This window comes from Paracoccus laeviglucosivorans, from assembly GCF_900182695.1.
Classification (GTDB): domain Bacteria; phylum Pseudomonadota; class Alphaproteobacteria; order Rhodobacterales; family Rhodobacteraceae; genus Paracoccus; species Paracoccus laeviglucosivorans.
Genome location: NZ_FXTK01000002.1, coordinates 314379 through 337164 on the forward strand (window position 1 = coordinate 314379; position 22786 = coordinate 337164).

A 22786-nucleotide genomic window follows, 5' to 3' on the forward strand; every position below is an offset into this window, starting at 1 on the left:
TTTGGATTATTGAAAGCTGGGCCCCAGGGGCTTCAGCCGGATGCCCGGACGCAGCGCCGTCCATGGCAGGGCCGAGGGGCAAAGCGGCATTGCGCCGGGTGCGACGGCCACGATGATTTCGGTGGCGATGGGTTCGAAATCGGCGCGGAAATGGACCGAGCTTTTGTTGACAAGTATCTGTTGCGCCTCGGGTTCGATCCCGACCATGCGATAGAAATTGCGATCGGCCATCTGCGCGATATGGCTGGTTACCACGACCCGCACGCCGCCGATCCGCAGGCAGGCTGACGGCCCCATGTCGATAAGTGTGCCACCGTAATAGGGCCGGTGGCATGGACGCGGCCATCAGACAGGCATTCGACCGTCGCGCGCACCGCCAAGGGCGCATCATCCGCCAGCCCCGAGCGACCGCCCAATGCCACCTCGATCACCGCGCCCGTGCCTGCGGCATGGGCGGCGCGGGCGGTATCGGGGTCGTGCAGATTGCCCAAAGCCGCGTCCTGCGCGTCGCAGGCAATCAGCGCCCGCAGCATTCCGGTGGTATCCGATGACCCGCCTGCGCCGGGATTGTCCTGCGTATCGGCGATGACCACGGGGCCACGTGCCGCCATGGCGTGGCGCACCGCAGCCTCGGGCGTGAAAGCCTCGCCCGCGAAATCCGCTTCGCGCGCGTTCAGCGCGGCCAGCATGGCATCGGCCCATTCCTCGACCGCCTGCGCGTCGGGGCCATAGGCAAAGACCGCAGGCCCGCATTCGTCGAAATCCGACGCGGGAAAGCCCATGAAGATCGACGCCGTGGCGACACCCGCAGGCACCTCATGCGTCATCGCATAAAGGCTGCGCGCGGGTTCGGCCCCTGTATATTGCCATGCGATGGGGATCAGGAAATCGCCCTGCCGCATGGCCTTGGGCCAGCGCGCGCCCGTGCGCAGCATCTGGTCCAGCGCCCGTGCCGCGCGCAAACCCGTTTCCGCCATGTCGATATGGGGATAGGTGCGAAAGCCCACCATGATATCGGAAAGCTGGAACATCCGCCGCGTAATATTGCCGTGCAGGTCCAGCGAAATGGCGATGGGTGTATCGGGAAACAGCGCGCTGATGCGGGACAGAAGCTCTCCCTCTCCGTCCGGCGCGTGTTCTGCGACCATCGCGCCATGCAGGTCCAGATAGATCGCGTCAAAGGGCGCGGCGGCCTGCAGGCCGGTCAGGATTTCTGCGACGATCTGCTCATACGCGGCGCGGGTGACGGGGGCCGAGGGGATGGCCCCGGTCCACAGCACGGGCGCCACGTCCCAGCCTGCGGCTTCGGCCAGATCGAATGCGCCCGCCATGCCCAGATTGACGCCGCGGATGGCATCGCGCAGGTCCGCGCCGCGTGTCAGCGGCACGTATCCGCCACCTTGCAGAAATGCCGCCATATCGGCCGGGGCCGAGGCGAAGCTGTTGCTTTCATGCAGGAAACCCGCGAAGGCCACGCGAAACGTCAAGATTCACCCCGTCCGTTTATTCGATTATTGTGTATCGTCTGACGATACTGTAATATTGAAATCATGGGCGGGGTGATCCGGCCCTGTCAACGATTTTTCTTGGTCAGAAAGAACCGCACCAGCATGTTTCGCAAACTGATCGGTGTTTCGACATTCGACCCCGAAGAAGCCCAGCAATTTGGCGATGATCCACTGTTCATTCGCGCTTTGGCGCGGGGGGTTGCTGTGCTTTCCGCGTTTGAACTGGCGCATAAACCCCTGTCGCTCAGTGAGATTTCGCAGCTTTCCGGCGTGGACCGCAGCGCGGCGCAGCGCGTGGTCCATACGCTGATGCAGCTGGGAATGATCGTGCGCGATGAGGAAGATCGCGGCTATCTGCCGGGCAAGCGCATCCTGACCATGGCCTATTCCTGCCTGCGGCTGACGCCCATCTGCCAAAAGGCAACGCCAGCGCTGCTGGAACTGCGCCGCCGCACGCGCGAACGTGTGGATATGTCGCTTTGGGACGACACGCGCCTGATCTATGCGATGCGGATGCCCTCGAAGCACGAGATTTTCACCGCCACGCTGACCGGCAACACTGTGCCCGTTTATTGCACAGCCGGGGGGATTTCTGTCTTGGCACGTCTGGGCGATGATGAGATCGCGGACATCTTTGCCCGCTCGGACCTGACACCTTTCACGCCCGACACGTTCACAACGCTGGATCAGGTCATGCAGGCGGTGCGGGAAACCCGCAATCGTGGCCATGCCATCGCCGTGCGTCAGCTTTTGCGCCATGAAATCGCAATGGGTGTCGCAGTTCTGGGCGAAGACAACCGCCCCGTCGGCGCGATTCATCTGGCCGGTTCGCTGGATGAACACAGTGCCGAGGATTTCTCGGCCAAGTTCGGCACGCTGTTGCAGCAGACCGGGCAGTCGCTTTCCGAATACCGCTAGGGGCGGGGTCTGCGGTCCTGTCGGATCGGGTGGCCATACGCGCGCCGGAACGCCTTGCTAAGCGCGGGCGCGTCGGCATAGCCGCAGCGCAGGGCAATCTCGCGCAGGTCCAATTCGGTGCTGGCGGCAAGTTCGCGGGCCTGCGACAGCCGCAGCATCTGGAAATACCGCCCCGGTGCCATGCCGACCTCGGCCCGGAACAGGCGGTCCAGCTTGCTAAGCGATACGCCGGTTCTGGCGGCGATCCGGGGCAGGGGCAGCGGATCTTCGATCGTCTCGATCATCAGGTTCATCGCCTGCCGCAGCCGCGCCGTGCCTTTGCGCGGCAGGCCCAGCCCGCTTGCGCCGCCCTGCTGGCGGTCGGCATCATGCAGGAACATGGACGAGGCGATGAAGGCATTGGCCTGCCCGAACCGCTCGGCGATAAAGGCCAGCATCAGGTCCAGCGCACTGGCCGCACCGCCGCAGGACCAGACGCGGCCTTGCATCACATAGGGCGTGCCATCGACCTGAATATCGGGAAAGCCTTCCGCAAACTCGGTCAGCAGCGACCAGTGCAGCGTGGCGCGCTGGCCATCCAGCAACCCCGCCGCCGCGATCAGCCATGCGCCACTATCTGCGCCGACGACGATCCGGCTTTGCCGTGACAGGCTTGACACGCGGCGCAACCCCGCCCCTGCCGCATGGTCGCGATAGCCATATCCCGCAACCACGATCAGCAGATCATAAGCCCCCGCCGCCGCCCCATCTGGCGCCACCGCCAACCCGCTGGAGGACCGGACCGGCCCACCTTCGGGCGTCAGCACCTGCCAGCGGATGTCGATGCCCGCCTGATCGCGAACCGCCCGCAAGGGCTCAAGCAGGCAGGACAGCACCATATTGGAAAAGCCGTCGAAAAGCAGAAACCCGACCCGGACCATGAAAGCTGCGCTGATATGACAATCAGACGATAGAATAGGACAATTCAGACCTACTGCAAACCCCTAGCATCACGGGCAAGGGGGCCGGTTCAAGGCCCGCCAACAGGAGTGTTGCAATGCCGCTGAGCATGAACCGGGAAGTCTTTATCACCTGCGCCGTCACCGGATCGGGCGGCACGCAGGACCGATCCCCCCATGTGCCGCGCAGCCCCAAGCAGATCGCCGACAGCGCGATTGCGGCGGCCAAGGCCGGGGCGGCAGTGGTGCATTGCCATGTGCGCGACCCTGAAACCGGCGCGCCGTCCCGCAAGCTGGAATATTACCGCGAAGTGACCGACCGGATCCGCGACGCCGAGGTGGACGTGGTCCTGAACCTGACCGCAGGCATGGGCGGCGACATCGTGTTCGGCAATACCGAAGCGCCGTTCCCGCTGAACGCCGCTGCCACCGACATGGTGGGCGCGACGGAACGCATGGCCCATATCGCGGAATGCCTGCCGGAAATCTGTACGCTGGATTGCGGCACGATGAATTTTGCCGAGGCCGATTACGTCATGACCAACACGCCCGGCATGTTGCGCGCCATGGGCGGGATGATGACCAAGCTGGGCGTGAAGCCGGAAATCGAGGCTTTCGACACCGGCCATCTGTGGTTCGCCAAGCAACTGGTGCAGGAAGGCACGCTGGACGGTCCGGCGCTGGTGCAGCTGTGCATGGGCGTGCCATGGGGTGCGCCCAATGACCTGAACACCTTCATGGCGATGGTGAATGCGGTGCCTGCCGATTGGAACTGGTCGGCCTTCAGTCTTGGCCGCGACCAGATGGCCTATGTCGCCGCCGCCGTGCTGGCGGGCGGCAATGTCCGCGTGGGCCTTGAGGACAACCTGTGGCTGGGCAAGGGCCAGCTTGCGACCAATGCGCAGCTTGTCGAACGCGCGGTCACCATCATCGAAAACATGGGTGCCCGCGTCGTCGGCCCGGATGCCGTGCGTGAGCGGTTGGGTCTGGTCAAACGCGCTCCGGTCGGGGTGTCGGCATGAAGGCGGCGATCATCGGCGGCGGCGTCATCGGCGGCGGCTGGGCCGCGCGGTTTCTGCTGAATGGCTGGGACGTGGCGATCTTCGACCCCGACCCCCAGGCGGAACGCAAGATCGGTGAGGTCATCGCCAATGCCCGCCGCGCGCTGCCCGCGCTTTACGACCGCGCCCTGCCGCCCGAAGGCGCGCTGACATTCCACACCGACATGGCCGAGGCGGTGCGCGGTTCGGCATGGGTGCAGGAAAGTGTCCCCGAAACGCTGGCGCTGAAGCATAAGGTTCTGCCCGCCATCGCGGCGGCTGCGGGGCCAGATACGATCATCGGCTCGTCCACCTCGGGCTTCAAACCGTCCGAGTTGAACGCGGCGGGCACCAATGCCGTCGTCGCGCACCCTTTCAACCCGGTCTACCTGCTGCCGCTGGTCGAGCTAGTGGGGGACGCCGCCACCTGCGCGCGCGCCGCCGACATCCTGCGCGGCATCGGCATGTTCCCCCTGATCGTCCGCAAAGAGATCGACGCCCATATCGCCGACCGCCTGTTGGAGGCCGTCTGGCGCGAGGCTTTGTGGCTGGTCAAGGACGGCATCGCCACCACCGAGGAAATCGACGAATCCATCCGCATGGCCTTTGGCATCCGCTGGGCGCAGATGGGCTTGTTCGAAACCTATCGCATCGCCGGCGGCGAGGCGGGGATGAAGCATTTCATGGCCCAGTTCGGCCCCGCGCTGGCATGGCCCTGGACCAAGCTGATGGACGTGCCGGAATTCAACGATGAATTGGTGGACCTGATCGCCAGCCAGTCAGACGCGCAATCCGGCCACCGCTCGATCCGCGAGCTTGAGCGCCTGCGCGATGACAACGTGGTGGGCATGATCCGCGCCCTGCGCCGTTCCGGCAGCGGTGCGGGTGGTGTGGTTCGGGCGCATGAGGAAGCCTTGCCCGATCTTGGCGAACAGGGTGGCCTGCCCATCACCGTCTCGCGGCAGGTTCCGGTGACCTGGACCGACTATAACGGCCACATGAATGAGACGCATTACCTTGAGGCGGCGTCGCTGGCGACCGACCGCTTTATGGAAATGATCGGCGCCGGGCCGGATTACGTCGCCGCTGGCCGCAGTTATTTCACCGTGGAAAACCATATCCGCTATCTGGACGAGATCCACGCGGGCGAACGCCTGACGGTGACCTCGCAGGTCTTGGCGGGGCAGGGCAAAAAGCTGCACCTGTTCCATCGTCTGTGGCACGGCGACGGCACGTTGGCTGCCACGGTCGAAACGCTGTTGCTGCATACAGACCTTGCCACCCGCCGCAGCAGCCTGCCCCAGACGACTGTCGCCGACGCGCTGGCCGAATGGGCTGCGCGCCACGCGGACCTGCCTGCCGAAGGCGCGGGGCGCTTCGTGGGGCAGCGCGACACCGCGCCTGCCTGATGGCGGGCGATGCTTGACGTGCAGGGCGGGTTTCGGCTTAGCCTGATCCGCAGGTGATTTGACCGGATACGCAAGAATGCTGTTCCAGCAATCCGACCTGCAACTGCGCGTGACGATTCTGGTGCTGCCGGACGCCTCGCTCATGAGCCTTGCCGCGACGCTGGACCCCCTGCGCGCGGCAAACCGTATTTCGGGCGGTAAGCCCTATCTGTGGCGCGTGGTGTCGCTGGACGGTCAAGCGGTTGCGACCAGTTGCGGACTGCCACTGCAGGTCGATGGACCGTTCCGTCCGCTTGAGGAATGCGACCTGCTGATCGTCGTCGCGGCATTCAACGTGGTGCGTCACACCACATCGCGCACGCTGTCTGCGGTCAGGCAGGGCGCAAGGCGCGCGCACATGGTCGGCGGGGTCGAGGCGGGAAGCTGGGTCTTGGCCATGGCGGGGCTGCTGGATCAGCGCAAGGCCACCACCCATTGGGAGGATCTGGAGGATTTCGCCGCGCGTTTTCCGCAGGTGCGCGTCATCCCCGACCGCTGGGTGGTCGATGGTCCTGTATTCACCACCGGCGGCGCTGCGCCCGCGCTGGACTTCATGCTGGCGCTGATCCGCGCGCGGCAAGGTTTCGGCGCGGCGCTGAACGTCGCAAGCCTGTATGTCTACGAAGAAGTCCGCCTGCCATCCGACGCCCAGCCCCTTGTGTCCCTGGGGCGGGCGGGACGGCTGGAACAGCGGCTGGCCCAAGCCATCCGCATCATGGAGGAGCATCTGGACAGCCCCCTGCCCATCGCAGCCATCGCCGAGCGGATCAAATGTTCGACCCGCACGCTGGAGGGGCTGTTTCGCGACAATGTGGAAACCTCGCCCGCCGCCTATTACCAGTCGCTGCGCCTGCAGGCGGCGCGACGGTTGGTGATGGATACCGATCTGGGCATGGCCGATATTGCGGTGCGGACAGGCTTTGCGTCGATCGCATCGCTGTCGCGGGCCTTCAGGCGGCGGTTCGGGCAACCCCCATCCGCCGCCCGGCGCGGGTCAAAGCCCTAGCGAAGATTTGGCAGCAGCAAGGCCCGGTTCGCCCGCGAAAGTGGTCACGCCGTCCAGCCATGCGTCCAGCGCAGTCGGATTGTCTTTCAGCCAGCGTTCGGCGGCCGCGCGCGGCTCCATCCCTTCGTCAAGGATATAGGACATCATCAGATCCTCGGCCTCGACGGTAAAGGCAAGGTTCGACAGGAACTTGCCAAGGTTCGGGCATTCGGTCGACAGCCCTTTGCGCGTATTGGTCATCACGGTCGATGCGCCGTCCTTGGGGCCGAACATGTCCTTGCCGTCGGTCAGATATTCCAGCTCGTAGCGGACGTTCATCGGATGGGGCCGCCAGCCGAAGAAGACAATATCCTCGCCCGCGCCGATGGCGCGCTGGACCTGTGCCAGCATCCCCTGTTCGCTCGACTCGACCAGTTCGAAATCGCCCAGCTCGAAGCCGTTTTCCTCAATGGTTTTCAGGATCGTGGCATTGGCGCTGCTGCCCGCCTCGATCCCGTAGATCTTGCTGCCCAGCTTGTCCTTGAATTTGGCGATGTCGGCATAGGTCTTCAGCCCGGCGTCGTAGCTGGCCTTGGGCACGGCAAAGCCGATCAGCGCACCGTCCAGATTGGCGCGCACCACCTCGATCTCGCCTGCATCGACCAGCGGTTTCTGGATCGGCTCCTGCAGGGGCATCCAGTTGCCAAGGAAAATGTCGGTATCGCCCTTTTTCAGCGATTCATATGTGACGGCGACCGACAGGATCTGCACGTCGGGCTGATAGCCCAAGGCTTCAAGGATCATGGCCGAGGTGGCGGTGGTGGCCGAAATGTCGGTCCAGCCCACGTCCGAAAAGCTGGGGGCCTGGCAGGCGGCGGGCTCGGCGGCCTCTGCACGGGGCAGGACCGCAAACGAGGCGAAAACTGCAATGGCGATCTGGCGCTTCATTTTCATTCCTCCGATGTTGGGTCGGCTGATCTTTTTGCGCAGGTCAGCCCTGATGACAGGATACCCGCCCCGTGCCCGTCCGCTTGCGCAGATGCGCAGGGGATTTGGCAATATGCGCAAACAGGGACAGTTCTGCCATGACCAAGGGGAACACGGGCCGGGCGCGCACGTTCCATCGCATCCGTCCGGCACATACTTGCCGGATCATTCCAGAGACGAAAGGACATGACATGGCGATTCCAAGGAACCGGGTCTGCCTGTGGTATGACAAGGACGCTGAAGCGGCGGCGCGTTTTTATGCGGAAACTTTTCCCGACAGCCGGGTCGATGCCGTTTTTCACGCGCCAAGCGATTTCCCCTCGGGCAAGGCCGGGGATGTGCTGACGGTCGATTTCACGGTGCTGGGCATTCCCTGCATTGGCCTGAACGGCGGCACGGCATTTCAGCAAAGCGAGGCGTTCTCATTCCAGATCGCGACCGAGGATCAGGAGGAGACCGACCGCTATTGGAACGCCATTGTCGGCAATGGCGGGCGCGAAAGCGAATGCGGCTGGTGCAAGGACCGCTGGGGCGTGTCGTGGCAGATCACCCCTCGCGTCCTGACCGAGGCGCTGGAGGTTGGCGGGGACGAAGCACGTCGCGCATTCGCCGCGATGATGACCATGCAAAAGATCGACGTGGCGGCGATCGAGGCGGCCCGACGCGGCTAGCGCATCGCGCGCAGCGTTCCGACCAGCCGCACCGCGCGGCGCAGTGCCGTCAGCGCCGCGCCGATCGCAATGATCCAAAGGGCTGCGTGCAGCAACTCGCCGCGCCAGCCCCAAAGCGGCTCGAATATCGACAGGATCGCTGCGCCCGTCACCAGCGCCATGCGGTGCTGTTTCGCCATCGGTCCGGCGAAATCCGCAGGCGCGCCGCAACTGACCCCCAATTGCCGCACATAGGCGGTCAGGAACGCGAAACTGACCGCCGCCCAGCCAAGCGCCGGATCATGCAGCCCCAGCGCCACGCCCATCAGGATCAGCATATCGGCGGCGCGGTCGGGAAATTCGTTCCAGAACCCGCCATCGGGCGAGGCCCGTCCCGCCTCGATCGCGACCATGCCGTCGAACAGGTTGCACAGCAGCCGCAACTGCACGAAGGCCGCGCCAAGGATCAGCCATAGCGGGCGGCCCGATGCCCCACCTGCCAGCCAGAAACAGCCGCCTGCCAAGGCCGCGGCGGCGATGCCGATCATCGAAATCTGGTTGGGTGTGATGCTGGTCTGCGCCAGCCAGCGCGTGATGCGGGCGGCCCATGCGGTGTCGCGGCTGGCCAGCGGTCGGCGGTTTGCGGGTTCTGCCATGATCTATCCCAGTTTCCAGTAATAGCGCGTGACGTGGAAAAAGATCGGGGCCGCGAACAGCACCGAATCCAGCCGGTCGATAAAGCCGCCATGCCCCGCGATGGAATGGCCCCAGTCCTTGACCCCACGGTCACGCTTGATCGCGGACATGACCAGCCCGCCGGCAAAGCCCATCAGCGTGATCAGCAGGCTCATCCCTGCCGCCTGCAGGGGCGTGAACGGCGTCATCCACCAAAGGCAGGTGCCGATCAGCGTGGCCGACAGGCTGCCGCCGACGAAACCCTCGATGGTTTTCGAGGGCGAGAGTTTGGGCGCGATCTTACGTTTGCCGATCAGCTTGCCCCAGACGTATTGCAGGACATCGGAAAGCTGCACCACAATTACCAGAAACGCGATCAGCAAGACGCCGCGCCCGGTCGGGATTTTCAGGTTCAGCATCGCGGGCACATGCGACACGCAAAAGACGCAGATCATCAATGCCCATTGCATTTCCGCGATGCGGACAAGGTAGTTCCGCGTTTCCCCCGCCAAGGCCGAAACGATGGGCAGCAGCAGGAACACATAGACCGGAATAAAGATCGAATAGAGCCCATACCAGTTGATCCAGACCAGCCAGAACTGGACGGGCAGCACGATAAAGAACGCCGCGGCCAGCGTGTTGTGATCGGCGCGCGTGGCATTGGTCAGCGTCATGAACTCGCGCAAAGCAGCGAATGAGCACAGCGCAAACAGCGCGATGACGCCAAAGCGGCCGCCAAGAAATGCCAGCGACAGGGCCAGCGTCATCACCCACCAAGCGCGGATGCGGTCGTTCAGGTTTTCGATCGCGGCATTTTCACCATTGGGCGAATAGCGCCGCCCCAGCACCCAACCGATGGCCGAGGCGAAGATCAGCACCCCTCCGATGGCGGCGATGACGGTCAGCAGGTCGGAACGGGCGTCGTCCATCAGTTCCCCTCGGGTTTGGGGCGCAGCGTCAGCAGGGCGTCGCGCGCGCGGGTCAGGAAATCGTCCTTGGCCTCATCCGTGCCGACATGCAGCGGCGCGCCAAAGATGACGCGGCACATAAGCGGGACGGGAATAAAGGCACCTTTCGGCAGGACGCGGTTCAGGTTTTCGATCCAGACAGGGACCAGCTCGATTTCTGGACGCAGGCGGGCAAGGTGGTAGATGCCGCTTTTCAGGGGCAAAAGCTCGGCCTCGGTCTGGTTGCGCGTGCCTTCGGGGAAGATGATCAGCGATGCGCCGCCGTCCAGCGCCTCGGCCATCAGATCGACCGGATTGCCGCCGCCGTTGCGCTCGATCAGCAGCGCGTTGAACACGTCCGAGCCGATGAAGCGGCGCAGCCCCGTGCGCCAGTAATCCGCGCCCGCGACTGGGCGGGTGGCCAATTGCTGGCGCGGCGGCAGCACGGCCCAGATCAGGATGAAATCGCCATGGCTGGCATGATTGGCGAAATAGACGCGCTGGCGCGGGCGATCCGGGTCGATGCCCTGCCAGACCGGGCGCACCGCCGTCACGGCGCGGGCGAAAAAGGTGATCGCCCTGCCGCTGATCCGTGCCAGAATGCCGCGCGTGCCCTTTGCCGCCATGCCCGTTCCCCGTTCCGTCGCAAGTTACTGGTTTATGACAACAAGATGGCGCCGCAATCAATCTTGATCGACATGACCCCGCCGGACTGCCCGGATACGCAAGGTATCGGCGGATCGCCGGGCCTGTCGCAACTATCCACGCGACCTGACGCAGCCGGAGGTGCGCAAGCCCGATTTCCTGCTTTAAGACGGTGACAGAGTTGCAACACGGATCGCCGCTAACCCCGTTGGCCCCGCGTTTCGTGGCACGGTCCCGGTCCGGGAGGAGGGCCGACCGTCACTTGACAGGTGCATGGCACCGGTCATGTGCAGCAACGCGGATCGGTTGGGGAGGTGACGAAATCTCGTATGAAACATAACAGGTCCGGTGCTTGCGCCCCTGCACGGCGTCAGTGACGCGGCGGTTTTCGAACAGCCGCTGATCCCCATTCACATCTTACGCGACCTGCTGCCCATGCGGTTCCTTTGGGGACGGCAATGGCTGCTGCATCCGTCGCTTCCAGACAAGGAATACCTGAACGATGGCCACGAGAACCGCAGCCCGAACGCCGCTTGAACTATCGGACATCACCGTGGTCGAGGGCAAATCGCTGCGCAAGGCGATCACGGCGGCGGCAGTCGGCAATGGCGTGGAATGGTTCGATTTCGGCGTGTACGGCTTTGTGGCATATGCGTTGGGCAAGGTGTTCTTTCCTCATGCCTCGCCGGCATTGCAGACCATCGCGGCGCTTGGGACGTTTTCGGTGCCGTTCCTGATGCGTCCGCTGGGCGGTTTGTTTTTCGGCTATATCGGCGACCGGCTGGGCCGACAGCGTGTGCTGGCCTTTACCATCATCCTGATGTCGCTCAGCACGTTCTGCATCGGGCTGATACCGGGCTATGCGACCATTGGGTTATGGGCGCCCGCGCTGCTTTTGCTGTGCAAACTGGTGCAGGGTTTTTCGGTCGGCGGCGAATATATCGGCGCGTCGATCTTTGTCGCGGAATATGCGCCGGACCGCCGCCGGGGCTTTTACGGAAGCTGGCTTGATTTCGGGTCGATCGCGGGGTTTCTGCTGGGTGCGGGTTTCGTCGTCCTGCTGCAAACCGCGATGGGAGAGGCGGCGTTTCTGGAATGGGGCTGGCGTCTGCCCTTCCTGATCGCGGCCCCCCTTGGCCTGATCGGCTTTTATCTGCGTCATTCCGTCGATGAAACGCCGTCTTTCCTGCAAGAACAGGAACGTCAGGCGGCCGAAGGAACAAAGGCGCACAGCACGTCCTTTCGTGCGATCCTGTCGGAATGCCGGTCGTCCCTGCTGGTCTGCATCGGCATGGTGATCGTCACCAACATCTCATACTACATGCTGCTGACTTACATGCCGACCTATCTGTCTGGCAGCCTTGGCTATTCCGAGGGGCATGGCGTTCTGATCATCATCCTTGTGATGATCGGCATGTTGGCGGTGCAGCCCCTGATCGGTTGGGGCAGCGACCGGATCGGACGCAAGCCGTTCCTGTTCGCGGGCAGCATCGGGCTGCTTTTGCTGTCGATCCCGGCCTATTACATGGTCGGCAGCGGCGACACGCATCGCATCTTTACGGGTCTTTTGCTGCTGGCATTGATGCTGAGCTGCCTGATCGGAACCATGGCCTCGACCCTGCCTGCGTTGTTTCCGACCCGTATCCGCTATAGCGCGCTGGCCTGTTCGTTCAATCTCGCGGTCATTGTGGCGGGCCTGACCCCCACCATCGTCGCGTGGATGGTCGAAACGACGCAGAACCTGATGATGCCCGCCTATTATCTGATGCTGACGGGTGTGGTGGGGCTGATCACGGCGTTCAACATCCCCGAAACCGCCTGCCGCCCCCTGCGCGGCGATGCGCCCAAGGCGTCAAGCGACGATGAGGCCATGCAGCTGCTGCACGAAAATTTCCGCAGCATCGAGCATCGCATCCTGGCCATCGATCTGGAAATCGAGCGGCTGACCGAACGGCGCCAGGATCTGGTCCTGCGGCATCCCGATCTGGACTAGGGCTGGTGGAACTGCGCGCGATAGCCTGATGGCGTGCGCGCGCAGGCCAGCCGGAACCTGCGCGAGAAATGTGCCGGATCGTCAAAGCCCAGCCGATAGGCGACCTCGGCCACCGGAAGCTGGGTAAAGGCCAGCAGGCGCCGCGCCTCGGTCATCACTTGCGCTTCGATATGGCGCGACGCGGATTGCCCCGCATAGGCGTGGCAGATGCGGTTCAGGTGGCCCGTGGTGATCGACATGGCGCTGGCATAATCGCCCGGTCGCCAGCGGGCCGCCATGTTCCGCAGGATCAGCGCCTGAAAGTCGCGCATTCGCTGCGGCACAGCGTCGATGTGATCTGCGGCCCCCGCGCGGTCAATTTCGGATATGGTGGTCAGGATCGCGTGCGACAGTGCCACCAGCATTTGCAGACGATAGCCGCTATGTAAGGCGAATGTTTCGGCAAACATCCGGGTCAGCACGGTCAGCCTCTCATCTCCCGCGCCGCTGAAAGGGCGTGAAAGGCGCTGGTCCAACTCGTCCGAGCTGGCGCGCAGACCCGCCAGCACATTGCGGGGAAACGACAGCACCAGTCCCTCGGCCCCTTGCCGAAAGCGGAAGCCATGCACGACCAGCGGCGGCAGGAACACGAACCTATTGTCGGTCAGGGCAAGCGTCTCGCCATCCACGCTGACGGCGGCCTGACCCTGCTCCATGAACAGCACCTGCGCCATGTCGCGATGCCGATGCGGGGCAATCAGCCAGTCATGCAGCCTTGCGCGGTCCCAGATCCGTTCGCAATGCACCACATCGGGAAAGTCCGAAGTCTCTCCGAACAGGTTGAAGACGGGGATCGTGCCATATGCGGTCATGCACGATTGATACAAGTCTTTGCACCGCCCGTCCATTCATCCGAAGCCGTGCAACCGCTAGGTTCCACCCCGAGGAGCAAGGGAAGGAGCCCATGGATACTCAGGTCGTCATCATCGGGGGCGGGCCATCTGGGCTGCTTTTGTCGCAGCTGCTGAACCGCGCGGGCATCGCCACCGTCGTGCTTGAAAGGTCCAGCCGCGACCATGTTCTGTCACGCATCCGCGCGGGCATTCTTGAATGGGGCACGGTCGAACTGCTGCGCGAGGCGGGCGTCGGCGCGCGCATGGACGCCGAAGGATATCCGCATGATGGCTGTTATATGACCGATGCGGACCTGATGGTGCATATCGACTTTCGCGAACTGACGGGCAAACGCGTCATGGTCTATGGCCAGACCGAGGTGACGCAGGATCTTTACGCCGCGCAGGACGCGATGGGCACGCGCGTCATCCATGGCGTGCAGGATGTGACGATCAACGATCTGGACCAGCCGCTGGCGGTCGTCGAATACACGCTGGGCGGCGAACGCAAGCGCCTGACCTGTGCCTATGTCGCGGGCTGCGACGGATTTCACGGCGTCAGCCGCAAGACCATCCCCGAAGCAAAGCGCCGGGAATTCGAGCGGGTCTATCCCTTTGGCTGGCTGGGCATCCTGTCGCAGACGCCGCCGGTGCATGATGAACTGATCTATGCCAATTCGCCCCACGGGTTTGCGCTGGCATCCATGCGCAATCAGGCGCTGGTGCGTTACTATGTGCAGGTGCCCCTGACCGATCGGCCCGAGGATTGGTCCGATGCGCGGTTTTGGGCAGAATTCAGCCGCCGCCTGCCGTCCGAGGCGGCAGCGCGGCTGGTGACTGGCCGCTCGATCGAGAAATCCATCGCGCCACTGCGCAGCTTTGTGTCGGAACCGCTGCGCTGGGGCCGGTTGTTCCTTGTGGGGGACGCCGCGCATATCGTGCCGCCGACCGGGGCCAAGGGGCTGAACCTTGCCGTGTCGGACGTGTTCTATCTGCATCAGGCGCTGATACAGGCGCTGACCACCGGGCAGCAGGACGCCATCGACGCCTATTCCGGACGCGCATTGCAGCGCATCTGGAAGGCCATGCGTTTTTCCTGGCAGATGACGACAATGCTGCACCGCTTTGACGGCGAGGACGCCTTTGCCGAACAGATGCGCCGCGCGACGCTGGCCCATCTGGCGCAATCGGAAACCGCGCGTCGCGATCTGGCCGAGAATTACGTGGGCCTGCCATACTGAAAACCGGGCGTCCGGTCGCATTCAGCCCACCTGCGCACAGATCCAGTCGCTGAAGGCGTTGCACAGCGGGTCCGAGACGTGATCTTCGGGCAGGACGACATAGTATGCCGCATCGGTGGTCAGGGGCGTGTCGCGCAGGATACGCAGGCGACCTTGCTGCAACTCCCGCTCGATCAGATAGGTTGGGATCAGACCTGCGCCCAGTCCCGCCAGCGCAGCCTCGATCAATAGGGTGAATTGATCGAAGCGGTGGCCGCGAAAGCCTTGCAGCGTCTCGGACCCATTTGCGGCCAGCCATTCCGCCCAAAGCATCGGGCGCGATTCCATATGCAGCAGCGGCATGTCGGGGCCAAGCGGCATATCGGCCAGCGCGGGCGCCGCCACCGGAACCAGCGTTTCACTGCAAAGATAGGCGCAGGTGGCACCGGGCCAGACCGGCTTGCCGTAATGGATGGCGATGTCCACCCCCGCCTCGGCCAGATCGAAGGGGCGGGCGCGGGCCACCACCGTCGCCTGCACGCCGGGATGCCGGGCCAGAAAATCCGGCAGGCGCGGCATCAGCCAACGGCTGCCAAAGGTCGGCAGCGTCGCGATAGTCAAGTGCCCGCTGACATCGCGCGACCCTGCGGCGCGCAGGGTCAGCGCCTCGATCTGCGCGATAAGCTGTTCGACATCGGGCAAAAGGCGCAGCCCCGCGCTGGACAGCACCACCCGCTGGCGGACACGTTCGAAAAGCGCGACGCCAAGCTGCGCCTCAAGATCCTTGATCTGGCGGCTGACGGCGCTTTGCGTCAGGTTCAGCTCGACCGCGGCGCGGGTAAAGCTGCCATGGCGGGCCGCTGCCTCGAAGGTTTGCAGGGCGGACAGGTCGGGGACAAGGCTGCGGCTTAACTTCATTCCAAATCCGTATCAACTTAGTCCGAAACATCGCGTTTCATCGCCGTGTCGATACGCTATCAGGATCAACAGGACAATAAGACCAGCAGGGCAGACCCATGACCAGCACCGCAAAAATCGCGCCGGACCTGATCCGCGCCCGCTTTTCCGCCGCCATGTCGGCGATGTATCGCAACGAAGTCCCCGCTTATGGCACGCTGCTGACGCTGGTGGCGCAGGTGAATGCCGAAGTGCTGGCCGATGATACCGAACTGGCGCAGTCGCTGTCGCAGATCGACCAGCTTGACCGCATATCCGAGGAACGCCACGGCGCGATCCGGCTTGGCACTGCGGAAGAACTGGCGACCATGCGGCGGCTGTTTTCGGTGATGGGCATGTTCCCGGTGGGCTATTACGACCTGTCGGAAGCGGGCGTCCCGGTCCATTCCACCGCCTTCCGCCCGGTGGGCGAAGCCGCGCTGCGCCGCAATCCGTTCCGGGTTTTCACCTCGCTTTTGCGGCTGGACCTGATCTCGGATCAGGCGCTGCGCGACGAGGCGGCGGGCATTCTGGCCGCGCGCCAGATCTATACCCCTGCTTGTCTGGACCTGATCGCCAAGGCCGAGGCAGAAGGTGGGCTGGACGAAGCGGATGCCGCGCATTTCGTTGAAGAAGCCATCGAGACGTTCCGCTGGCATTCCGATGCGCTGGTTTCGGCCGATCTGTATCACCGGCTGCATGACGCGCACCGGCTGATTGCCGATGTGGTGTCCTTCAAGGGGCCGCATATCAACCACCTGACGCCGCGCGTCCTGGACATCGACGCCGTGCAGGACCGGATGCCCGCGCATGGCATCGCCCCCAAGGCCGTGATCGAAGGCCCGCCGCGCCGCAAATGCCCGATCCTTCTGCGCCAGACCTCGTTCAAGGCGTTGCAGGAAAGCGTGACTTTTCCGGGCGACGCATCGGTCGCCGGTTCCCACACCGCCCGCTTCGGCGAGATCGAGGCACGCGGCATCGCGCTGACCCCCAAAGGCCGGGCGCTGTATGACCAGCTTCTGGACCGGGTGCGGGCGCGGATCACGCCTGCCGCCAACGGCTCGAACGCGGCCGAATATGTCGCGGTGCTTGAGGAGGTCTTTGCCGATTTCCCCGATGACTGGGCGCAAATCCGGGCCGAAGGTCTGGGCTATTTCGAATGGACCCCGACCAGCTTGGGGCAGGCCGACAGCGACGACCCCGAGGCGCTGCTGGCCGCAGGCGTGCTGCGCTGCGACCCTATCGTTTACGAAGATTTCCTGCCGGTTTCCGCCGCGGGCATCTTCCAGTCCAACCTTGGCGACGGCGCGGTGCAGGATTTTGCGGCCAGCCCCAACCAATTGAAATTCGAGGCCGATCTGGGCGCTGCCGTGCTGGACGAATTCGCCCATTACGCCGGTATCGAACAGACCTCGCTGACGGCCAGCCTGCGCGCGCTTGGCCGCGCCAACGCATAAGAAAGGAAGACCCATGACCTATTCCATCGCACAGGATTGCAGCGACGTTCTGGCCCGTCTGGGCGTTGATCCGGCGCTTTACACCGGCGGCACGCTGGAAAGCTTCTCGCCCGTGACGGGCGAGCGCACGGCACAACTGCCGCAGCAGGACGCGGCTGCGGTGACGGACGCCATCACCCGCGCCTCGGATGCCTTCCGCGCATGGCGCGACGTCCCCGCCCCCCGTCGCGGTGAGCTGGTGCGCCTGCTGGGTGAGGAACTGCGCGCGGCCAAGGCCGATCTGGGCAAGCTGGTGTCGATCGAGGCGGGCAAGTCGCCTTCCGAAGGCGCGGGCGAGGTGCAGGAGATGATCGACATCTGCGATTTCGCCGTCGGCCTGTCGCGCCAGCTTTACGGCCTGACCATCGCCACCGAACGCCCCGGCCACCGCATGATGGAACAATGGCACCCGCTGGGCGTCGTCGGCGTCATCTCGGCCTTCAACTTCCCGGTCGCGGTCTGGTCGTGGAATACCGCGCTGGCGCTGGTCTGCGGCAACCCGGTGGTCTGGAAGCCTTCGGAAAAGACGCCGCTGACCGCGCTGGCCAGCCAGGCGATCCTTGATCGCGCGATCAAGCGCTTTGGCGAGGCGCCCGCCAACCTGTCGCAGGTCATCATCGGCGGCCGCGAAACCGGCGAGGCGCTGGTCGATGATCCGCGCGTTGCGCTGGTGTCGGCCACCGGCTCCACCCGGATGGGGCAGCAGGTTGGCCCCAAGGTCGCTGCGCGCTTCGGCCGTTCGATCCTTGAACTGGGCGGCAATAATGCGGGCATCGTCTGCCCCTCGGCCGATCTGGACATGGCGCTGCGGGCAATTGCCTTTGGTGCGATGGGAACGGCTGGGCAGCGCTGCACCACCATGCGCCGTCTGTTCGTGCATGACAGCGTCTATGACCAGCTCGTGCCGCGCCTGATCAAGGCCTACGGCTCGGTCTCGGTCGGCAACCCGCTGACGACGCAGGCGCTGGTCGGTCCGCTGGTCGACCGCATGGCCTATGACGCGATGCAGGCGGCGATCGAGGCGGCGAAAGCTGCGGGCGGCACCGTCCATGGTGGCGCACGCGTGGCGGATGTGGCGCCGGAAGCCGCCTATTACGTCAAGCCCGCCCTGATCGAGATGCCCAGCCAGACCGGCCCGGTGGCCGAGGAAACCTTCGCCCCGATCCTTTACGTCATGCGCTTCACCGATTTCGCCGAGGTGATCGAACAGCACAATGCCGTGGGCGCGGGCCTGTCGTCGTCGATCTTCACGCTGGACCTGCGCGAGGCGGAAATGTTCCTGTCCGCCGCAGGTTCGGATTGCGGCATCGCCAACGTCAATATCGGCACTTCGGGCGCCGAGATCGGCGGCGCTTTCGGCGGTGAAAAGGAAACCGGCGGCGGGCGCGAAAGCGGCTCGGACGCGTGGAAGGGCTACATGCGCCGCGCGACCAACACCATCAACTATTCCCGCGCGCTGCCTTTGGCGCAGGGCGTCGTCTTCGACATCTAAGGGGCGGGAATGGACAGCACTTACTGCCCTGCGGGGCGGATCGGGGATCTCGGCGTGTCCGAGATCCTGACGATTACCGCACGCGCCAATGCGATGAAACGCGAAGGTTTTCCGGTCATCATCCTTGGCACTGGCGAACCCGATTTCGACACCCCCGATCACATCAAGGACGCCGCCATCGAAGCGATCCGGCAGGGTCAGACGAAATACACCAACCTTGACGGCTCGCCCGAGATGAAGCGGGCGATCCGCGACAAGTTCCGGCGCGAGAACGGGCTGGAATTTGCCGCCAACGAGGTGACGGCTGCGGCAGGTGCCAAGCAGATCCTTTACAATGCGATGATGGCTACGCTGGACGCAGGCGACGAGGTCATCATCCCGACGCCCTGCTGGACCAGCTATTTCGACATCGTGCGCATCGCCGAGGGCGTGCCGGTCGCCGTGCCCTGTCCGGGCGAGGACGGCTTTCGCCTGTCCGCCGCTGCGCTGGAAGCCGCGATCACGCCGCGCACGCGCTGGCTGCTGATCAATTCGCCCTCGAACCCGACGGGCAGCGCCTATTCCGCGCAGGACTATCTGCCGCTGATCGAGGTGCTGCACCGCCACCCGCATGTCTGGCTGATGGTCGATGACATGTATGAACATATCGTCTATGACGATTTCCGTTTCGTCACGCCGCTGGCGCTGGACCCGTCGCTCAAGGACCGTTGCCTGACGGTGAACGGGGTCAGTAAAGCCTATGCGATGACCGGCTGGCGGCTGGGCTATGCCGGGGGACCGGCTGCGCTGATCGCGGGCATGGCTGTGGTGCAAAGCCAGTCCACGTCCTGCCCGTCATCGGTCACGCAGGCGGCGGCGATTGCTGCGCTGGACGGGCCGCAGGACGTGCTAATCCCGCGCCGCGCCAGCTTTCAGAAGCGCCGCGACATGGTGGTGGACGCGCTGAACCAGATCGATGGCATCTTCTGCCGCCGCCCCGAAGGCGCGTTCTACACCTTTGCCAGTTGCGAGGGGCTGCTGGGCCGCGTCACCCCCGAAGGGCGGCGGATCGACAGCGACCGAGACTTCTGTGCCTGGCTTTTGGAAAGCGCAGATGTGGCGATGGTGCCGGGTTCGGCATTCGGGCTTTCGCCCTATTTCCGCATCTCATATGCGACCAGCGAGGCGGAACTGGCCGAGGCCCTGTCCCGCATAGCCGCCGCCTGCGCCACCTTGCGCGCTGCGGAATGATCTTGGAACCAGCGATGAAGGCGATCGGTGCTTGGGACAGATTCTCGGACGCGCTTCGTGCCGAGGGTTTTCGTGGCGGGATCGAGACGGACCGTGCGCTGCGCGCTGCGATGTCCACCGACAATTCGGTCTATCAGATCACGCCAGACCTGATCTTGGCACCGATGGATGCCGCCGATATGGCGCTGTTGGCCGCATTGCTGGACCGTCCCGAATTCGCCGCCCTGCAAGTGACCGCGCGGGGTGGCGGCACCGGGACCAACGGGCAAAGCCTGAACCGGGGCATCATCGTCGATACGCGCCGCCACATGCACCGTCTGCTGGCAGTCGATGCAGAGGCGGGCTGGGCCGAGGTCGAACCGGGTATGGTGCTGGACGACCTGAACGAACGCCTGCGGCCCTTGGGCTGGTTCTTTGCGCCCGAAACCTCGACCTCGACCCGCTGCACGATCGGGGGCATGGTCAGCACCGATGCCTCGGGCAAGGGGTCGCGGATCTATGGCAAGACCAGCGACAATATCCTTGGGCTGGAAATCGCGCTGCCGGGCGGGCTGCTGTCCAGCCTTGGGCCGGTGCCGGATTGGGCGCGGGGCACGCTTGCGGCGGCAGAAGCCGCAGCCCGTCAGGGGCGCGATGCCTTCATCGCCAACACCCCGCGCCTGAACCGCCGGTTCACCGGCTATGATCTGGAGCGGGCCTGCCCGGACGCGGGCGCCTTCGAATGGTGGCGGCTGTTTCTGGGGGCCGAGGGCACGCTGGGCCTGATCAGCCGCATCCGCGTCAAGCTGCGCCGGATCGAGGCCGAAAAGCGCCTGCTGGTTGTGGGTTTCGACAGCTTCGCCAATGCACTGGCAGCCGCGACGCCGCTGCTGGCCGCCGAGCCCACGGCGGTCGAGGTGATGGACGAACGTGTGCAGGCGCTGGCCGAACAGGCGGGCATCCTGACACGCCTGCCGCCCGCCTTGCAGGTGGTGCCGGGACAGCGCATCGCCTATGTCTTCGTGGAATTCAACGGCGACGATCCGGCGCTGCTGGCCGCGCGTGTCGAACAGGCCCGCGACATCGTGGCGACCCTTCCCGGCGCGGGCGCGATCCACGCCGCAGCCGATCTGGCCGAGATCCGTGAATTATGGGCCATTCGTTCCGCCGGTGTCGGGCTTTTGGGCAAGGTGGACGGCCCGGCCCGCCCGGTGGCATTTGTCGAGGATTGCGTCGTCCCGCCCGAAAACCTGCCCGCCTTCGTCGATGAATTTCTGGCCGTCCTGACCGCGCATGGGCTTGGCTTCGGCATCTATGGCCATGTCGATGTGGGCTGCCTGCATATCCGCCCGGCGCTGAACATCGACGCGGATGCGGATCGCGAAAAGCTGGTCTCGGTCTCGGATGCGGTTTTCGCGCTGACGCGGAAGCATGACGGCATCTTTTGGGGCGAACATGGCAAGGGCGTGCGCGGTGCCTATTTGCGCGAATGGATCGGAGCCGAGGCTTACGCCGCGCTGCAAGGCGTCAAGGCGGCCTTCGACCCGCAGGGTCGCTTCAATCCCGGCAAGCTGGTCAGCCCACGCGACGACATCATGGGGATTGCCACCACCCCCTTCCGGCCCTTCAACGCGCCCGAGGGTGACGCGCTGACCCGCGCCTTTCGCTGCAACGGCAATGCGCAATGCCTAAGCTATTCCGAAAAGACCCCGATGTGCCCGTCATTCAAGGCGACGGCGGACCTGCGCCACAGCCCCAAGGGCCGGGCCGATGCGCTGCGCGAATGGCACAAAAGCCGCGATCCGGCGCTTGAGGCCGACCTGCTGGGCGTGCTGGACGGCTGTCTGGGGTGCAAGGCCTGCGCCTCGACCTGTCCGGTGCAGGTGGATATTCCGACGATGCGCGGTGCGTTTTACGCGGATTACTTCGGGCGTCACGCGCGGCCATTTGCGGACCGGCTGACGCTGATGGCGGAACGTCTTAGCCCGTTGACGGTTGCGCTGGCGCCGGTAATCGCGCCGGTCTGGCCGCTGGTGGCACGGATCGCGGCGCGGGCCATGCATGCGGTCGATATGCCCGACCGGCTGGCCACGCGCCTGCCGCGCCGTTATCGCCTGCGCGCATGCGATCTGGCGCGGGCATTGCCTGATCGCACGGTCATATTGGTGCAGGACTGGTTCACCGCGCTGTTTGATGCTGAATTGCAGCGCGACATGATCGCGGGGTTCCAGGCGCTTGGCTATCACCCCCGCGTGCTGCAGATGCGCCCGGCGGGCAAGGCGGCGCAGACGATGGGCGATCGGGCGGGCTTTGCCGCGATGTCTGCAAAACTGGTCCGGCTGCTGGATGCGGCGACGGCGACGGGTCGTCCGCTGATCGGCATGGACCCGGCCTTTGTCCTGCAGTTGCGGCAGGATTATCCCAAGGCCGGGCTGAACCCGCCCAAGGTTCTTCTGCCGCAGGAGTTTTTGCTGACCGAGGCGCTGCCCGCCGCACGCAACGCCGATCCGGTGCGCCTGATGATGCATTGCACGGAATCCAGCGCCCGCCCGGCGGCGGCGGCGGAATGGGCGCAGGTCTTTGCCGCGCTGTCGATCCCGGTCGAAACGCCCGCGACGGGCTGCTGCGGCATGGCCGGGTTGTTCGGGCACCAGCAGCGCCATCAGCCGGTGTCGAAAAAGCTGTTCGACCTGTCCTGGCGCAAGCATGTCGGCGACGCAACCGCTGTCGCGGCAACCGGCTTTTCCTGCCGCTGCCAGATCGAGCGGCTGTCTGAAAGCAAGGCAAGGCATCCCTTGGGACTGATTGCCAAAGCCTTGGCATGATC

The 22786-nt window shown here is 64.6% G+C and carries 18 protein-coding genes and 1 pseudogene; 11 read left to right on the forward strand and 8 right to left on the reverse strand.

Annotated features, from left to right (window positions below; genetic code table 11):
- Positions 1 to 6: 6 nt before the first annotated feature.
- A pseudogene (locus tag FN835_RS03575) lies at positions 7 to 1418 on the reverse strand (M81 family metallopeptidase).
- A 192-nt stretch (positions 1419 to 1610) separates the two neighbouring features.
- Between FN835_RS03575 and FN835_RS03580 the strand changes: the two are divergent.
- Complete coding sequence (locus tag FN835_RS03580; protein ID WP_142661829.1) at positions 1611 to 2426, forward strand: IclR family transcriptional regulator; 816 nt, start codon at positions 1611 to 1613, stop codon at positions 2424 to 2426.
- On the opposite strand, the gene FN835_RS03585 is transcribed toward FN835_RS03580, so the two are convergent.
- A complete protein-coding gene (locus FN835_RS03585; RefSeq protein WP_142661830.1) occupies positions 2423 to 3346 on the reverse strand; it encodes a GlxA family transcriptional regulator in 924 nt (307 codons plus the stop codon). The genes FN835_RS03580 and FN835_RS03585 overlap by 4 nt on opposite strands.
- 116 nt (positions 3347 to 3462) lie before the next feature.
- Here FN835_RS03585 and bcoG point away from each other — a divergent pair, with 116 nt between their 5' ends.
- From bcoG to FN835_RS03600, 3 genes are all read left to right on the forward strand, one after another.
- A complete protein-coding gene (gene bcoG, locus FN835_RS03590; RefSeq protein ID WP_142661831.1) occupies positions 3463 to 4386 on the forward strand; it encodes a 3-dehydrocarnitine:acetyl-CoA trimethylamine transferase BcoG in 924 nt (307 codons plus the stop codon).
- Positions 4383 to 5813 (forward strand): carnitine 3-dehydrogenase, encoded by a 1431-nt coding sequence (locus FN835_RS03595; protein WP_142661832.1) that lies wholly within the window; start codon positions 4383 to 4385, stop codon positions 5811 to 5813. The genes bcoG and FN835_RS03595 overlap by 4 nt, the downstream gene beginning before the upstream one ends.
- Before the next feature lie 76 nt (positions 5814 to 5889).
- Positions 5890 to 6858 (forward strand): GlxA family transcriptional regulator, encoded by a 969-nt coding sequence (locus FN835_RS03600; RefSeq protein ID WP_142661833.1) that lies wholly within the window; start codon positions 5890 to 5892, stop codon positions 6856 to 6858.
- Here FN835_RS03600 and choX read toward each other — a convergent pair.
- Positions 6847 to 7785 carry a choline ABC transporter substrate-binding protein gene (gene choX, locus FN835_RS03605; protein WP_142661834.1) on the reverse strand — a complete coding sequence of 313 codons (939 nt, stop codon included), beginning with the start codon at positions 7783 to 7785 and terminating at the stop codon, positions 6847 to 6849. The two genes, FN835_RS03600 and choX, sit on opposite strands and share 12 nt — an antisense overlap.
- Positions 7786 to 8015: 230 nt before the next feature.
- Here choX and FN835_RS03610 point away from each other — a divergent pair, with 230 nt between their 5' ends.
- Positions 8016 to 8495, forward strand: a complete 480-nt coding sequence (locus FN835_RS03610) for a VOC family protein (RefSeq protein WP_142661835.1) — start codon at positions 8016 to 8018, stop codon at positions 8493 to 8495.
- Here FN835_RS03610 and FN835_RS03615 read toward each other — a convergent pair.
- From FN835_RS03615 to FN835_RS03625, 3 genes are read right to left on the reverse strand one after another with little or no spacing between them, the layout of a single operon-like run.
- Positions 8492 to 9130 (reverse strand): CDP-alcohol phosphatidyltransferase family protein, encoded by a 639-nt coding sequence (locus FN835_RS03615; protein WP_142661836.1) that lies wholly within the window; start codon positions 9128 to 9130, stop codon positions 8492 to 8494. The genes FN835_RS03610 and FN835_RS03615 overlap by 4 nt on opposite strands.
- 3 nt (positions 9131 to 9133) lie before the next feature.
- Positions 9134 to 10078 (reverse strand): phosphatidate cytidylyltransferase, encoded by a 945-nt coding sequence (locus FN835_RS03620; RefSeq protein WP_142661837.1) that lies wholly within the window; start codon positions 10076 to 10078, stop codon positions 9134 to 9136.
- Positions 10078 to 10722: a lysophospholipid acyltransferase family protein gene (locus FN835_RS03625; RefSeq protein ID WP_142661838.1), complete on the reverse strand. Its 645-nt coding sequence runs from the start codon at positions 10720 to 10722 to the stop codon at positions 10078 to 10080. Before FN835_RS03625 ends, FN835_RS03620 begins: the two co-directional genes overlap by 1 nt.
- Positions 10723 to 11243: 521 nt before the next feature.
- On the opposite strand from FN835_RS03625, the gene proP reads away from it, so the two are divergent.
- Positions 11244 to 12734 (forward strand): glycine betaine/L-proline transporter ProP, encoded by a 1491-nt coding sequence (gene proP / locus FN835_RS03630; RefSeq protein ID WP_142661839.1) that lies wholly within the window; start codon positions 11244 to 11246, stop codon positions 12732 to 12734.
- Here proP and FN835_RS03635 read toward each other — a convergent pair.
- Positions 12731 to 13585: a helix-turn-helix domain-containing protein gene (locus FN835_RS03635; RefSeq protein WP_185958573.1), complete on the reverse strand. Its 855-nt coding sequence runs from the start codon at positions 13583 to 13585 to the stop codon at positions 12731 to 12733. The genes proP and FN835_RS03635 overlap by 4 nt on opposite strands.
- A 92-nt stretch (positions 13586 to 13677) precedes the next feature.
- Between FN835_RS03635 and pobA the strand changes: the two genes are divergently transcribed.
- Positions 13678 to 14847 carry a 4-hydroxybenzoate 3-monooxygenase gene (gene pobA / locus FN835_RS03640; RefSeq protein ID WP_142661841.1) on the forward strand — a complete coding sequence of 390 codons (1170 nt, stop codon included), beginning with the start codon at positions 13678 to 13680 and terminating at the stop codon, positions 14845 to 14847.
- A 21-nt stretch (positions 14848 to 14868) separates the two neighbouring features.
- Here pobA and FN835_RS03645 read toward each other — a convergent pair whose 3' ends face one another.
- Positions 14869 to 15744: a LysR substrate-binding domain-containing protein gene (locus tag FN835_RS03645; RefSeq protein ID WP_142661842.1), complete on the reverse strand. Its 876-nt coding sequence runs from the start codon at positions 15742 to 15744 to the stop codon at positions 14869 to 14871.
- A gap of 98 nt (positions 15745 to 15842) precedes the next feature.
- Here FN835_RS03645 and hglS point away from each other — a divergent pair, with 98 nt between their 5' ends.
- The 4 genes from hglS to FN835_RS03665 are packed head-to-tail and all read left to right on the forward strand — an operon-like array spanning position 15843 to position 22784.
- Positions 15843 to 17219 carry a 2-oxoadipate dioxygenase/decarboxylase HglS gene (hglS, locus tag FN835_RS03650; protein ID WP_142661843.1) on the forward strand — a complete coding sequence of 459 codons (1377 nt, stop codon included), beginning with the start codon at positions 15843 to 15845 and terminating at the stop codon, positions 17217 to 17219.
- Positions 17220 to 17232: 13 nt separating this feature from the next.
- The gene (gene amaB, locus FN835_RS03655; RefSeq protein ID WP_142661844.1) at positions 17233 to 18750 is read left to right on the forward strand and encodes an L-piperidine-6-carboxylate dehydrogenase; all 1518 of its coding nucleotides are present in this window, start codon (positions 17233 to 17235) and stop codon (positions 18748 to 18750) included.
- Between the two features lie 9 nt (positions 18751 to 18759).
- Entirely contained in the window at positions 18760 to 19980 is a 1221-nt protein-coding gene (locus FN835_RS03660; RefSeq protein WP_142661845.1) for a pyridoxal phosphate-dependent aminotransferase, read from the forward strand.
- 14 nt (positions 19981 to 19994) lie between these two features.
- Positions 19995 to 22784 carry an FAD-binding and (Fe-S)-binding domain-containing protein gene (locus tag FN835_RS03665; RefSeq protein WP_142661846.1) on the forward strand — a complete coding sequence of 930 codons (2790 nt, stop codon included), beginning with the start codon at positions 19995 to 19997 and terminating at the stop codon, positions 22782 to 22784.
- Positions 22785 to 22786: the final 2 nt, after the last annotated feature.

Coding starts and splice junctions, on each gene's coding strand:
- FN835_RS03625 (WP_142661838.1), bottom strand. CDS start 10,722: ATGGCGGCAAAGGGCACGCGCGGCATTCTGGCACGGATCAGCGGCAGG.
- hglS (WP_142661843.1), top strand. CDS start 15,843: ATGACCAGCACCGCAAAAATCGCGCCGGACCTGATCCGCGCCCGCTTT.
- FN835_RS03620 (WP_142661837.1), bottom strand. CDS start 10,078: ATGGACGACGCCCGTTCCGACCTGCTGACCGTCATCGCCGCCATCGGA.
- FN835_RS03660 (WP_142661845.1), top strand. CDS start 18,760: ATGGACAGCACTTACTGCCCTGCGGGGCGGATCGGGGATCTCGGCGTG.
- FN835_RS03665 (WP_142661846.1), top strand. CDS start 19,995: ATGAAGGCGATCGGTGCTTGGGACAGATTCTCGGACGCGCTTCGTGCC.
- FN835_RS03615 (WP_142661836.1), bottom strand. CDS start 9,130: ATGGCAGAACCCGCAAACCGCCGACCGCTGGCCAGCCGCGACACCGCA.
- bcoG (WP_142661831.1), top strand. CDS start 3,463: ATGCCGCTGAGCATGAACCGGGAAGTCTTTATCACCTGCGCCGTCACC.
- FN835_RS03595 (WP_142661832.1), top strand. CDS start 4,383: ATGAAGGCGGCGATCATCGGCGGCGGCGTCATCGGCGGCGGCTGGGCC.
- FN835_RS03635 (WP_185958573.1), bottom strand. CDS start 13,585: ATGACCGCATATGGCACGATCCCCGTCTTCAACCTGTTCGGAGAGACT.
- FN835_RS03580 (WP_142661829.1), top strand. CDS start 1,611: ATGTTTCGCAAACTGATCGGTGTTTCGACATTCGACCCCGAAGAAGCC.
- FN835_RS03610 (WP_142661835.1), top strand. CDS start 8,016: ATGGCGATTCCAAGGAACCGGGTCTGCCTGTGGTATGACAAGGACGCT.
- FN835_RS03600 (WP_142661833.1), top strand. CDS start 5,890: ATGCTGTTCCAGCAATCCGACCTGCAACTGCGCGTGACGATTCTGGTG.
- FN835_RS03645 (WP_142661842.1), bottom strand. CDS start 15,744: ATGAAGTTAAGCCGCAGCCTTGTCCCCGACCTGTCCGCCCTGCAAACC.
- pobA (WP_142661841.1), top strand. CDS start 13,678: ATGGATACTCAGGTCGTCATCATCGGGGGCGGGCCATCTGGGCTGCTT.
- FN835_RS03585 (WP_142661830.1), bottom strand. CDS start 3,346: ATGGTCCGGGTCGGGTTTCTGCTTTTCGACGGCTTTTCCAATATGGTG.
- amaB (WP_142661844.1), top strand. CDS start 17,233: ATGACCTATTCCATCGCACAGGATTGCAGCGACGTTCTGGCCCGTCTG.
- proP (WP_142661839.1), top strand. CDS start 11,244: ATGGCCACGAGAACCGCAGCCCGAACGCCGCTTGAACTATCGGACATC.
- choX (WP_142661834.1), bottom strand. CDS start 7,785: ATGAAGCGCCAGATCGCCATTGCAGTTTTCGCCTCGTTTGCGGTCCTG.